Origin of the sequence: Candidatus Pantoea gossypiicola (genome assembly GCF_008632075.1) — a bacterium.
GTDB lineage: Bacteria > Pseudomonadota > Gammaproteobacteria > Enterobacterales > Enterobacteriaceae > Pantoea > Pantoea gossypiicola.
In genome coordinates this window covers 121,556-134,375 of the sequence record NZ_VWVM01000015.1, presented here as the reverse complement: position 1 = coordinate 134,375, position 12,820 = coordinate 121,556, and the positions used below count along the sequence as shown (strand labels likewise).

Sequence of the window (12,820 nt, the reverse complement as noted above, 5' to 3'; positions counted from 1 at the left end):
AGCATGAAGTTGAAGATAAACAACTGTCGCTTCATGAGGTGTAAAGAGAGGGCTCTAAGAGTCCGAACTTAGTACGCCCCCATGGGGCGGAAAACAAAGCCGCCTTCTATGAAGGCGGATTTTTACTTTTTATGCGCCAGGCGAGTTACATTCAGAAAAGCGGTTGCTCCGCGCACTTTTCTGCTGTTAGATGAGAGTCATAAGTTATCCATAGCTTAACTGCGGCTATTTTTGCCGTTAAAGCGTATTTGATGGTGGGATTATCGTGAAACTGGATGAAATTGCGCGTCTGGCAGGCGTATCGCGCACCACGGCCAGTTATGTGATCAATGGCAAAGCGCGGCAGTATCGTGTCAGCGACAAAACCGTTGAGAAAGTCATGGCGGTGGTACGTGAGCATAATTATCACCCTAATGCGGTGGCTGCCGGGCTGCGCGCCGGGCGAACGCGCTCTATTGGGTTAGTCATTCCCGATCTGGAAAATACCAGCTATACCCGTATTGCGAACTATCTGGAGCGACAGGCGCGACAGCGTGGCTATCAGCTGCTGATTGCCTGTTCGGAAGATCAGCCTGATAACGAGATGCGCTGCATTGAACATCTGTTACAGCGGCAGGTCGATGCGATAATCGTCTCTACCTCGTTACCGCCAGAACATCCCTTTTATCAGCGCTGGATCAACGATCCCCTGCCGATTATCGCGTTAGACCGCGCGCTGGATCGTGAACATTTCACCAGCGTAGTGGGTGCCGATCAGGATGATGCACAGACGCTGGCCGCTGAATTGCGTCAGCTTGAGGTTAAAAATGTGCTGTTCCTTGGCGCGTTACCTGAGCTCTCAGTGAGTTTCCTGCGGGAGATGGGGTTCCGCGATGCCTGGAAAGACGATACCCGCCCGATTGACTATATCTACTGCAACAGCTTCGAACGCACAGCCGCTGCTGCGCTGTTTGAAAAATACCTTGAAGATCACCCGATGCCGGAGGCGCTTTTTACCACCTCTTTTGGTCTGCTGCAGGGTGTCATGGATGTGACGCTGAAACGTGACGGAAGGTTGCCGACCGAGCTGGCCATTGCCACCTTTGGCGACCACGAATTACTGGACTTTCTTGAGTGTCCGGTCCTGGCGGTGGGTCAGCGTCATCGTGACGTGGCAGAACGCGTACTGGAATTAGTTTTAGCCTCTTTAGATGAACCCAGAAAACCGAAACCGGGTTTAACCCGCATTCGTCGTAATTTATACCGTCGCGGACAATTAAGCAGAAAAGTTAAATGAAAAACGGGCAGTATTACGCTGCCCGCCCATTTTATTTACATGATGTACTGATTAAATAAACAGGTCGACGTAAAAAAGCGTAAATTCTGCTCATCAAATCTAACAAAGTCGACAGGCTTATTTTTATTATCTGCTTACAACTTCAACAAACTTCCTGCCCCGTCTGGCCTGAAGCTGCTGTGCTTCCTTTCGGAAATCCCCTAAAATGCCGCCGCCGTCTCAGAAACGCTGGTAAATATTCAGCGCTTCACATTGTTTCATTTTTAGTCGTTTTTTCCCGGGTTCTTATTTTTATTCAGGTATTCATTGGCTTAATTTTTATTTTCCCTTTTTATTCGTTTATATCGTCGCCAGAGATTAATTTCGCGCTCTGTAAAGAGTGATATTCAACTACCGCTCCGGCTTGACAAGGATTTCATGGGATCCTTAAACTCGTTTCGTGGTAAAAAGTGGGATAAAGTGGCGTAAATGGGTGACCAGGAGGAGAGACTGGCATGTTCCGCGGAGCAACGTTAGTCAATCTCGACAGCAAAGGGCGGCTCGCCGTACCCACGCGATATCGCGATTTGCTGATTGGGGAGTCTCAGGGGCAGATGGTCTGTACCATCGACCTCCACCAGCCATGCCTGTTGCTTTATACCCTGCCCGAATGGGAAATCATTGAAAAAAAGCTGGCACGTCTTTCCAGTATGAATCCACTTGAGCGTCGCGTGCAGCGTTTGCTGTTGGGCCATGCCAGTGAATGTCAGATGGACAATGCAGGCCGCCTGCTGCTGGCAAATACGCTTCGGCAGCATGCAAAATTAACCAAAGAAGTGATGCTGGTTGGACAGTTCAACAAGTTTGAGCTGTGGGATGAACAGACCTGGTATCAACAAGTCAGGGACGATATTGACGCAGAACAGTCGGCTCAGGAGCCTTTATCTGAGCGGTTGCAGGACTTGTCGCTATAGCTATGCAGGAAAATTTCAAACATACCACCGTACTGTTGGATGAGGCGGTTAACGGCCTCAATATCAGGGAAGACGGTATCTACATTGACGGCACTTTTGGCCGCGGTGGTCATTCACGCCTTATTCTTTCGCAACTGGGAGAGAAGGGAAGGCTGATCGCTATCGATCGCGATCCGCAAGCTATCGCCGCTGCTGCGGAGATCACTGACCCGCGTTTTTCAATTATTCATGGCCCTTTTTCCGCACTGGCAGAGTATGTCGCTGAACGGGATTTAGTCGGAAAAATTGACGGCATTTTACTCGATCTGGGGGTGTCATCACCGCAACTGGATGATGCCGAACGCGGCTTCTCCTTTATGCGTGACGGACCGCTTGATATGCGAATGGACCCTTCGCGCGGTCATTCCGCCGCAGAATGGTTGCTGCACGCGGAAGAAGCGGATATCGCTTTCGTCCTGAAGACCTACGGTGAAGAGCGATTCTCTAAACGTATTGCCCGGGCCATTGTCGAGCGCAATCGTGAACAGCCGATGACCCGCACCCGGGAGCTGGCTGAAGTTATCTCTGTCGCCATGCCGGTGAAAGATAAGTTTAAGCATCCGGCTACACGCAGCTTCCAGGCAATTCGTATCTGGATTAACAGCGAACTGGAAGAGATCGATATTGCGCTAAAAGGGGCGATTGAGGTACTGGCACCACAGGGTCGCCTCTCTGTCATCAGCTTCCATTCACTGGAAGATCGGCTGGTGAAGCGCTTCATGCGCGATCAGAGTCGCGGGCCACAGGTGCCTGCCGGGATACCGATGACTGAACAGCAGCTGCGAGCCCTGGGCGGGCGTGAGCTGAAGCTGCTTGGCAAGATGTCGCCGGGTGACGCTGAAGTCTCTGAGAATCCGCGTGCGCGCAGTTCGGTATTACGTATCGCGGAGAAAACCGACGCATGATCGGTAATGAGCGCCACAGTCTGCCCGCCGTCATCGGCGGGGATTTGCTGCGAAAAGGCAAGATTCCGGTGCTGTTGCTGATCGCAGTGGTGGTGTCTGCCGTGCTGGTGGTCACCACCACCCATAAAACACGACTGCTGACCGCGCAGCGCGAACAGCTGGTGCTGGAGCGTGATGCGCTGGATATCGAGTGGCGCAACCTGATTCTGGAAGAGAATGCGCTGGGCGACCATAGCCGGGTTGAACGCATCGCCACTGAGAAGCTGCAGCTGCAGCACGTTGATCCTTCACAAGAAAATATCGTGGTGCAGAAATAAGGATTTCAGATAGCGAATGAGCGGCACAGGTAGAACGCTGAAGTTAAAGAAACCGGAAGATAAAGCCAGCTTTGTAAGCTGGCGTTTTGCGTTGCTGTGCGGCTGTATTTTACTGGCGCTGGGTGGTTTGCTGTCGCGTGTGGCCTGGCTGCAGGTGATCAATCCGGGCAAGCTGGTGAAAGAAGGCGATCTGCGCTCGCTGCGTGTTCAGGCCGTGCCGACTTCACGCGGGATGATCAGCGATCGCGCTGGCCGCCCACTGGCAGTTAGTGTACCGGTTAATGCCATCTGGGCTGATCCAAAAGAGCTGCATGCCGGTGGTGGTGTAACGCTGGACAGCCGCTGGAAAGCGCTGTCTGATGCGCTCTCTATTCCGCTTGATCAACTGGCGGCCCGCGTCAATGCCAATCCTAAAGGCCGCTTTGTCTATCTGGCGCGCCAGGTCAATCCGGCCATCGGCGAGTACGTTAAAAAACTCAAACTTCCCGGTATTCATCTGCGCGAAGAGTCGCGTCGTTACTACCCTGCCGGGCAGGTCACCTCCCATCTGATTGGCTTTACCAATATCGATGGACAGGGCATTGAAGGCATCGAGAAGAGCTTTGATAAGTGGCTGACCGGTTCGCCGGGCGAACGAACGGTGCGTAAAGATCGCTATGGCCGGGTCATCGAAGATATCTCGTCTGTAGACAGTCGCGCCGCCCATAACCTGACCCTGAGCATTGATGAGCGGTTACAGGCGCTGGTTTACCGCGAACTGAATAATGCAGTGGCGTTCAACAAAGCAGAGTCGGGCACAGCGGTGCTGGTGGATGTGAACACCGGTGAAGTGCTGGCGATGGCTAACAGCCCGGCTTACAACCCGAACAATCTCAGTAACACCTCCAAAGATCTGATGCGCAACCGCGCCATCACCGACATCTTCGAGCCTGGCTCAACCGTCAAGCCGATGGTGGTGATGACGGCGCTGCAGCGCGGCGTGGTCAGAGAGAACAGCGTCCTGAATACCGTGCCGTACCGCGTCAATGGTCATGAGATCAAAGATGTGGCGCGCTACAACGAATTGACCCTGACAGGGGTTTTACAGAAGTCGAGTAACGTCGGTGTTTCACGTCTGGCGTTAGCGATGCCTTCCTCAGCGCTGGTAGAAACTTACGCGCGCTTTGGACTGGGCAAACCGACCAATTTGGGGCTGGTCGGGGAAAGCAGTGGCTTATACCCTAAAAAACAACGGTGGTCTGACATAGAGAGGGCCACCTTCTCTTTCGGCTACGGGCTAATGGTAACGCCGTTACAGTTAGCGCGAGTCTACGCAACGATTGGCAGCTATGGCATCAACCGTCCGCTGTCGATTACCAAAGTGGATCCGCCCGTCGCGGGACAACGCGTTTTCGATGAGTCACTGGTGAAAACTGTGATGCACATGATGGAAAGCGTGGCACTGCCCGGTGGCGGTGGCGTTAAAGCGGCAATTAAGGGTTATCGCATTGCGATAAAAACCGGTACGGCGAAAAAAGTCGGACCGGACGGACGCTACGTCAATAAATATATTGCTTATACCGCAGGCGTGGCACCTGCCAGTCATCCCCGATTCGCGCTGGTGGTGGTGATCAACGATCCCCAGGCCGGCAAGTATTACGGCGGTGCGGTTTCTGCACCGGTCTTTGGTGCCATCATGGGCGGCGTACTGCGCACCATGAACATCGAGCCGGACGCATTACCGACGACCAATGACAGGAATGAGTTGGTGACTAACAGAAGTGAGGAATCAAGTGACAGATCGTAACCTGCGCGATTTACTCGGCCCCTGGGTGCCAGGCGCGCCGGCGCGCCCACTGCGCGACATGACCCTGGATAGCCGTATGGCGGCGTCTGGCGATCTGTTTGTCGCTGTTGCGGGCCATCAGGTCGATGGACGCCGTTTCATTCCGCAGGCGATTGCGCAGGGCGTTGCCGCCGTAGTGGCTGAAGCTGAGGGTGAAGCGGTCGACGGTGAAATCCGTGAAATGCACGGCGTACCGGTAATCTATCTGGCGCAGTTGAATCAGCGCCTTTCGGCCTTAGCAGGCCGGTTTTACCAGCAGCCGGGCGAGAAGCAGACGCTGATTGGCGTCACCGGCACCAACGGTAAAACCACGACCACCCAGCTGCTGGCCCAGTGGGCGACGCTGCTGGGTGAGACCAGTGCGGTGATGGGCACCGTCGGCAACGGGCTGGTGGGTCACTTAGTTGCTGCAGAAAATACGACCGGTTCAGCAGTGGACGTTCAGCATATGCTGTACGAGCTCGCTGAAAAAGGGGCGACCCTGACCGCGATGGAAGTCTCGTCACACGGTCTGGTGCAGCATCGCGTTGCGGCACTGCCGTTTGCCGCTGCGGTCTTCACCAACCTCAGTCGCGATCACCTCGATTACCACGGTGATATGTCGGGCTATGAGTCGGCCAAATGGTTGCTGTTTTCTGAGCATCAGGTCGGACAGGCGATTCTTAACGCTGATGATGAAGTCGGCCGTCGCTGGCTGGCGCGCTTACCTGATGCGGTTGCCATCACCATGGAAGACAACCTCCAGCCGGGCTGCCATGGCCGCTGGCTGAAAGCCGATGCGGTGGAGTATCACGACAACGGTGCGCATATCCGTTTCAGCTCAGGCTGGGGTAACGGTGAAATCGACAGCCCGCTGATGGGCGCGTTCAACGTCAGCAATCTGCTGCTGGCACTGGCGACCCTGCTGTCACTGGATTATCCGCTGGCGGCGCTGGTAAGCGTTGCACCACGGTTACAGCCGGTTAACGGGCGTATGGAAGTGTTCAGCGCTGCAGGAAAACCGACGGTCGTGGTGGACTATGCCCACACGCCGGATGCGCTGGAAAAAGCGTTGGAAGCGGCACGTCTGCACTGCAAAGGAAAACTGTGGTGCCTGTTTGGCTGCGGCGGGGACCGTGACAAAGGCAAACGCCCGTTAATGGGTGCGATTGCTGAGCAATATGCGGATGTGGTGGTGATTACCGACGACAATCCGCGCAGCGAAGATCCGCAGGCGATAGTAAAAGACATTCTGACTGGTTTGCTCGAACCGGGCCGCGCCCGCGTGGTATCAGGTCGTGCGCAAGCGGTCACTAACGCCATTATGCAGGCACAGCCTGACGATATCGTGCTGGTGGCGGGCAAAGGCCATGAAGATTATCAGATCATCGGCAACCGTCGTCTCGACTACTCCGATCGTGCCACGGTAGCGGCACTGCTGGGAGGCGCAGCATGATTCCGGTTTCATTAAAGACCCTGGCGGAAATTACCGGTGGCACGCTGCACGGCAGCGATTTAACCCTGAATGATGTGACCACCGATACCCGCAAAGTGACGGCGGACAGCCTGTTTGTCGCACTGGTGGGCGAACGCTTTGATGCACATGACTTCGCCGGAGATGCCATTGCTAATGGGGCACAGGCGCTGCTGGTGAGTAAGCATTTACCTGTGGCGGTGCCTCAGGTAGTGGTTGAGGATACCCGGGTTGCCTTTGGCCAACTGGGTGCCTGGGTTCGTCAGCAGTCGACCGCCCGCGTAGTCGCGCTGACCGGCTCCTCCGGCAAAACCTCGGTTAAAGAGATGACCGCAGCGATTTTGCGTCAGTGTGGCGAGACGCTCTACACCGCAGGCAATCTCAACAACGATTATGGCGTACCGATGACGTTGCTACGCCTGACCGCAGAACATCAGTACGCGGTTATCGAGCTGGGGGCTAATCATCAGGGCGAAATCGCCTACACCACTGACCTGGTTAAACCGGAAAGTGCGCTGGTGAATAATCTGGCCGCGGCACATCTGGAGGGTTTTGGCTCACTGGCCGGTGTCGCTAAAGCGAAAGGTGAGATCTTCCAGGGCCTGCCGGCTCACGGCATTGCCATTCTCAACCAGGAGAGCAACGACTGGCCAAACTGGCAGACCACGCTGCAGGACAAAACCGTGTGGCGCTTCTCGCCGCAGGCGGCTGAGTGTGATTTCTCCGCCCGTGATATCCGCATTGCGCAGGATGGCACCCATTTTGTGATGAACACACCGCGCGGCACGGTTGAGATCGTACTGCCGTTGCCGGGCCGTCATAACATCGCTAACGCTCTGGCGGCGGCGGCACTGGCCCTGTCGGTGGATGCGCCGCTTAGCGCCGTTCAGCAGGGACTGAAAAATTTGCAGTCGGTGCCAGGTCGCCTGTTCCCGGTACGTCTCTCTGCGCATCAGCTGCTGCTGGATGATAGCTACAACGCTAACGTCGGATCGATGACCGCCGCCGTACAGGTCCTGTCAGAGATGCCAGGCTACCGGGTGCTGGTGGCGGGTGATATGGCGGAACTGGGTGAGGAGACTGAAAAATGCCACCGCGAAATTGGCGAAGCGGCACGCGAAGCAGGCCTTAACCGCGTACTGACCTGTGGAAAATTCAGTCAATTCATCAGTGAAAGCAGTGGAGTTGGTGAACATTTCAGCGATAAGACGGCGCTGACTGAACGTTTGCGAGAATTGTTGTCCCAACACTCAGAAATTACCGTCCTGATAAAAGGTTCACGTAGTGCCGCCATGGAGCAGGTAGTACAGAGCTTAAAGGAGAAAGGAACATGTTAGTTTGGCTGGCCGAGCATCTGGTCGCTTTTTATTCGGGCTTCAACGTCTTTTCCTATCTGACGTTTCGCGCCATTGTCAGCCTGCTGACCGCATTATTTATCTCACTCTGGATGGGGCCGCGCCTGATCGCCTGGCTGCAGAAATTACAGATTGGCCAGGTCGTCCGTAACGATGGCCCGGAATCGCACTTCAGTAAGCGCGGGACGCCTACCATGGGCGGCATTATGATTCTGACCTCCATCACTATTTCGGTGCTGATGTGGGCCTATCCGTCGAACCCCTATGTCTGGTGCGTGCTGTTCGTGCTGGTCGGCTTCGGCATCATCGGCTTTGTCGATGACTACCGTAAAGTGGTGCGTAAAGACACGAAAGGCCTGATCGCCCGCTGGAAATATTTCTGGATGTCGGTGATTTCACTGGGTGTGGCGTTCGGACTTTATGCGGCGGGCAAAGATACTCCCGCGACTCAACTGGTCGTGCCGTTTTTCAAAGACATCATGCCGCAGCTTGGCCTCTTTTATGTGCTACTTGCCTACTTTGTGATTGTCGGAACGGGTAACGCGGTCAATCTGACCGATGGGCTGGATGGGCTGGCGATTATGCCAACCGTCTTTGTCGCTGCGGGCTTCGCGCTGGTTGCCTGGGCAACCGGTAACGTGAAGTTTGCTGAATACCTTCATATTCCCTATCTGCGTCACGCCGGTGAGCTGGTGATTGTCTGTACCGCTATCGTCGGGGCAGGGCTGGGCTTCCTGTGGTTCAACACCTATCCGGCTCAGGTCTTTATGGGCGACGTCGGCTCGCTGGCGTTAGGCGGCGCGCTGGGCACCATCGCGGTGTTACTGCGTCAGGAATTTTTACTGGTGATCATGGGCGGCGTATTTGTGGTTGAAACGCTGTCGGTGATCCTGCAGGTGGGATCGTTCAAGTTGCGCGGCCAGCGTATTTTTCGCATGGCACCGATCCATCACCACTATGAACTTAAGGGCTGGCCGGAACCGCGCGTTATCGTTCGCTTCTGGATTATTTCGCTAATGCTGGTGCTGATTGGCCTGGCTACGCTGAAGGTGCGTTAATCATGGCTGACTATCGGGGTAGAAAAGTCGTCATCATCGGGCTGGGCCTGACCGGTCTCTCCTGTGTTGATTTCTTTTTAGCGCAGGGCGTCACGCCTCGCGTGATGGACACCCGTGTCTCGCCGCCGGGGCTGGATAAATTACCCGGGCAGGTTGAACGCCATCTGGGCGGCATTAATGGTGACTGGTTACTGGCGGCCGATCTGATTGTTGCCAGCCCAGGCGTTGCGCTGGCGCATCCGATTCTCAGCGAAGCGGTTGAAGCCGGAATTGAAATCGTCGGTGACATTGAGCTGTTCTGCCGCGAGGCGCAGGCACCCATCGTGGCAATTACCGGTTCCAACGGCAAAAGCACCGTGACCACGCTGGTGGGTGAAATGGCGAAAGCCGCAGGCTGGCAGGCAGGCGTCGGCGGCAATATCGGTCTGCCCGCGCTAAGTCTGCTGCAATCACCGGCCCAGCTTTATGTCCTGGAACTCTCCAGCTTCCAGCTTGAGACCACGCACAGCCTGAAAGCGGCTGCGGCAACCGTGCTTAATGTTACCGAAGATCATATGGATCGCTATCCGCTGGGTATGCAGCAGTATCGTGCCGCCAAGCTGCGGGTTTACGAGAACGCGCAGACCTGCATCGTTAACGCCGATGATGCGCTGACGATGCCGGTTCGAGGTGCGGATAAGCGCTGTGTCAGCTTTGGTGTCGATTTCGGTGACTACCACCTTAACAAGCAGCAGGGCAGTATCTGGCTACGGGTGAAAGGCGAGAAAGTCCTGAACACCGCTGAAATGAAGATGGTGGGACAGCATAACTACACCAACGCGCTCGCCGCGCTGGCGCTGGCCGATGCGGTCGGTCTGCCACGCGCCTCCAGCCTCGCGGCCTTAACGCAATTTAACGGTCTGGCGCATCGCTTCCAGCTGGTCCATGAACACCAGGGTGTGCGCTGGATTAATGACTCCAAAGCGACCAACGTCGGCAGCACCGAAGCGGCGCTGAATGGCCTGCAGGTAACAGGCACTTTATGGCTGCTGATGGGCGGTGATGGCAAATCAGCCGACTTTACGCCGCTGATCCCCTGGCTGCAGGGTGACAATGTGCGTATCTACTGTTTTGGCCGCGACGGCGATGCGCTGGCAGCGCTGCGTCCTGACATCGCTGTGCGCACGGAAACGATGCGACAGGCGATGGAGCAGATCGCGCCGCAGGTCAAAGCAGGCGATATGGTTCTGCTGTCGCCCGCCTGTGCCAGCCTTGACCAGTTCCGTAACTTTGAGCAGCGCGGCGATCAGTTCGCGCAACTGGCGAAGGAGCTGAGCTGATGCGTATTCCTGGCACCGGACTGGCTCACTATTTCTCAGGACGCCTGAAAGATTGGGTCATGGGCGCACGCGAAAGTGATGACACTTCACTGGTGCTCTATGACCGCACGCTGTTATGGCTGACGCTGGGCCTGGCGGTGATTGGTTTTGTGATGGTGACCTCAGCCTCTATGCCAGTGGGGCAGCGTCTGAATGACGATCTCTTTTACTTTGCGAAGCGTGATGCGTTTTACATCGTGCTGGCTTTAGGTATGGCGCTGGTTACGCTGCGGGTACCGATGGATTTCTGGCAGCGCTACAGCAATGTGATGCTTATGGTCACGATTGTCATGCTGCTGATTGTTCTGGTGGTCGGTAGCTCGGTTAATGGTGCATCGCGCTGGATCGCCCTGGGTCCGTTGCGTATCCAGCCTGCTGAGCTGTCGAAACTCTCCCTGTTCTGCTATCTCGCCAGTTACCTGGTGCGCAAAGTGGAAGAGGTGCGTAACAACTTCTGGGGCTTCTGTAAGCCGATGGGCGTGATGGTCGTGCTGGCGGTGTTACTGCTGGCGCAGCCGGACCTGGGTACGGTGGTGGTGCTGTTTGTCACCACCCTGGCGATGCTGTTCCTGGCGGGAGCCAAACTGTGGCAGTTCATGGCCATCATCGGCTCCGGTATTTTTGCGGTAATTCTGCTGATTATTGCCGAACCTTATCGTATGCGCCGTGTGACCTCGTTCTGGAACCCGTGGGAAGATCCCTTTGGTAGTGGCTACCAGCTGACGCAGTCTCTGATGGCATTTGGTCGCGGGGAATTCTGGGGGCAGGGACTCGGTAACTCGGTGCAAAAGCTGGAATATCTGCCGGAAGCGCACACCGACTTTATTTTCGCCATTATCGGGGAAGAACTCGGCTATGTCGGTGTGGTGCTGGCACTTTTAATGGTATTCTTCGTCGCTTTTCGTGCGATGTCGATTGGCCGTCGTGCTCTGGAACTGGATCAGCGTTTTTCCGGCTTTTTGGCCTGTTCAATCGGTGTCTGGTTCAGCTTCCAGGCGCTGGTTAACGTCGGGGCTGCAGCCGGTATGTTACCGACCAAAGGCCTGACCTTACCGCTGATCAGTTACGGTGGTTCGAGTCTGATCATTATGTCGACCGCCATCGTCTTTTTATTACGCATAGATTATGAAACGCGCCTGGCGAAAGCGCAGGCGTTTACCCGAGGTGGTCGATGAGCGGTAAGCGATTGATGGTGATGGCAGGCGGAACCGGCGGACATGTCTTTCCCGGTCTGGCTGTCGCCCATCATCTGATGGAACAGGGCTGGCAGGTTCGCTGGTTAGGCACCGCCGACCGCATGGAAGCCGATCTGGTGCCAAAGCATGGCATCGACATCGACTTCATCCGCATCAGCGGGTTACGCGGGAAAGGCATGAAAGCGCTGCTGCTGGCACCGCTGCGCATCTTCAATGCCTGGCGTCAGGCGCGTCGCATCATGAAAGCCTGGCAACCGGATGTAGTGCTGGGTATGGGCGGCTACGTTTCCGGCCCTGGCGGCTTAGCGGCGTGGAGCTGTGGTATTCCTGTGGTGCTGCATGAGCAGAATGGGATCGCCGGGCTGACTAATAAATGGCTGGCGAAAATCGCCACCAAAGTTTTGCAGGCGTTTCCGGGCGCGTTTCCCGCCGCCGATGTGGTGGGGAATCCGGTGCGTACTGATGTTCTGGCTCTGCCTTTGCCCGCGCAACGTCTGGCAGATCGTCATGGCCCGGTTCGGGTACTGGTGATTGGCGGCAGTCAGGGGGCGCGAATACTGAATCAGACGCTGCCGCAGATTGCGGCGCTGGTGGGTGATGAGATCACCCTGTGGCATCAGACCGGTAAAGGTGCACAGCCCGAAACAGAGAAAGCGTATCAGCAGGCCGGACAGACGCAGCATAAGGTCACTGAGTTTATTGATGACATGGCTGCCGCCTACGCCTGGGCCGATGTAGTGGTGTGCCGCTCCGGCGCGTTAACCGTGAGTGAAGTCGCTGCCGCAGGTTTACCGGCGATTTTCGTGCCGTTTCAGCACAAAGATCGCCAGCAGTACTGGAACGCGCTGCCGTTGGAAAAAGCGGGGGCCGCCAGAATTTTTGAGCAGCCGCAGTTTACTGCGGAGGCTGTAGCGGATCTGCTACGCCACTGGGATCGCGCAACACTGCTGACGATGGCTGAGCAGGCCCGTCAGGTAGCGATCCCCGATGCGACTGAACGGGTCGCTCTGGAAGTGGCTCGCGCCGCAAAGTAATCATTCCGGTCAGCGTGGCTGACCTGTACCCGGAGTGGGTACAAACTGAAA

11 protein-coding genes are annotated in these 12,820 nt (G+C 55.9%); all 11 read left to right on the top strand.

What is annotated here, in order from left to right:
- Positions 1–265 precede the first annotated feature (265 nt).
- Positions 266–1,276 carry a catabolite repressor/activator gene (gene cra / locus F3I20_RS18075; protein WP_150010837.1) on the top strand — a complete coding sequence of 337 codons (1,011 nt, stop codon included), beginning with the start codon at positions 266–268 and terminating at the stop codon, positions 1,274–1,276.
- A 494-nt stretch (positions 1,277–1,770) separates the two neighbouring features.
- A complete protein-coding gene (gene mraZ, locus F3I20_RS18070) occupies positions 1,771–2,229 on the top strand; it encodes a division/cell wall cluster transcriptional repressor MraZ (RefSeq protein WP_009092149.1) in 459 nt (152 codons plus the stop codon).
- 2 nt (positions 2,230–2,231) lie between these two features.
- On the top strand, positions 2,232–3,173 hold the full coding sequence (rsmH, locus tag F3I20_RS18065) for a 16S rRNA (cytosine(1402)-N(4))-methyltransferase RsmH (RefSeq protein WP_150010835.1): 942 nt from the start codon (positions 2,232–2,234) through the stop codon (positions 3,171–3,173).
- Positions 3,170–3,490 (top strand): cell division protein FtsL, encoded by a 321-nt coding sequence (gene ftsL / locus F3I20_RS18060; RefSeq protein ID WP_003854764.1) that lies wholly within the window; start codon positions 3,170–3,172, stop codon positions 3,488–3,490. The genes rsmH and ftsL overlap by 4 nt, the downstream gene beginning before the upstream one ends.
- Positions 3,491–3,506: 16 nt before the next feature.
- On the top strand, positions 3,507–5,276 hold the full coding sequence (ftsI, locus tag F3I20_RS18055; RefSeq protein ID WP_150010833.1) for a peptidoglycan DD-transpeptidase PBP3: 1,770 nt from the start codon (positions 3,507–3,509) through the stop codon (positions 5,274–5,276).
- Positions 5,263–6,750, top strand: a complete 1,488-nt coding sequence (gene murE, locus F3I20_RS18050; RefSeq protein ID WP_150010831.1) for a UDP-N-acetylmuramoyl-L-alanyl-D-glutamate--2,6-diaminopimelate ligase — start codon at positions 5,263–5,265, stop codon at positions 6,748–6,750. The genes ftsI and murE overlap by 14 nt, the downstream gene beginning before the upstream one ends.
- A complete protein-coding gene (gene murF / locus F3I20_RS18045) occupies positions 6,747–8,105 on the top strand; it encodes a UDP-N-acetylmuramoyl-tripeptide--D-alanyl-D-alanine ligase (RefSeq protein ID WP_150010829.1) in 1,359 nt (452 codons plus the stop codon). The genes murE and murF overlap by 4 nt, the downstream gene beginning before the upstream one ends.
- Positions 8,099–9,181 carry a phospho-N-acetylmuramoyl-pentapeptide-transferase gene (gene mraY / locus F3I20_RS18040; protein WP_013356763.1) on the top strand — a complete coding sequence of 361 codons (1,083 nt, stop codon included), beginning with the start codon at positions 8,099–8,101 and terminating at the stop codon, positions 9,179–9,181. The genes murF and mraY overlap by 7 nt, the downstream gene beginning before the upstream one ends.
- A gap of 2 nt (positions 9,182–9,183) precedes the next feature.
- Positions 9,184–10,500, top strand: coding sequence for a UDP-N-acetylmuramoyl-L-alanine--D-glutamate ligase (gene murD, locus F3I20_RS18035; RefSeq protein WP_150010827.1), 1,317 nt, complete (start codon positions 9,184–9,186; stop codon positions 10,498–10,500).
- On the top strand, positions 10,500–11,714 hold the full coding sequence (gene ftsW / locus F3I20_RS18030; RefSeq protein WP_150010825.1) for a cell division protein FtsW: 1,215 nt from the start codon (positions 10,500–10,502) through the stop codon (positions 11,712–11,714). The genes murD and ftsW overlap by 1 nt, the downstream gene beginning before the upstream one ends.
- Positions 11,711–12,769 carry an undecaprenyldiphospho-muramoylpentapeptide beta-N-acetylglucosaminyltransferase gene (murG, locus tag F3I20_RS18025; RefSeq protein ID WP_150010823.1) on the top strand — a complete coding sequence of 353 codons (1,059 nt, stop codon included), beginning with the start codon at positions 11,711–11,713 and terminating at the stop codon, positions 12,767–12,769. The genes ftsW and murG overlap by 4 nt, the downstream gene beginning before the upstream one ends.
- Positions 12,770–12,820: the final 51 nt, after the last annotated feature.

Excerpts from the sequence above, each read along its gene's own strand:
- ftsL (WP_003854764.1), top strand. The coding sequence starts at position 3,170 with ATGATCGGTAATGAGCGCCACAGTCTGCCCGCCGTCATCGGCGGGGAT.
- murF (WP_150010829.1), top strand. The coding sequence starts at position 6,747 with ATGATTCCGGTTTCATTAAAGACCCTGGCGGAAATTACCGGTGGCACG.
- ftsW (WP_150010825.1), top strand. The coding sequence starts at position 10,500 with ATGCGTATTCCTGGCACCGGACTGGCTCACTATTTCTCAGGACGCCTG.
- ftsI (WP_150010833.1), top strand. The coding sequence starts at position 3,507 with ATGAGCGGCACAGGTAGAACGCTGAAGTTAAAGAAACCGGAAGATAAA.
- murG (WP_150010823.1), top strand. The coding sequence starts at position 11,711 with ATGAGCGGTAAGCGATTGATGGTGATGGCAGGCGGAACCGGCGGACAT.
- murD (WP_150010827.1), top strand. The coding sequence starts at position 9,184 with ATGGCTGACTATCGGGGTAGAAAAGTCGTCATCATCGGGCTGGGCCTG.
- mraZ (WP_009092149.1), top strand. The coding sequence starts at position 1,771 with ATGTTCCGCGGAGCAACGTTAGTCAATCTCGACAGCAAAGGGCGGCTC.
- mraY (WP_013356763.1), top strand. The coding sequence starts at position 8,099 with ATGTTAGTTTGGCTGGCCGAGCATCTGGTCGCTTTTTATTCGGGCTTC.
- rsmH (WP_150010835.1), top strand. The coding sequence starts at position 2,232 with ATGCAGGAAAATTTCAAACATACCACCGTACTGTTGGATGAGGCGGTT.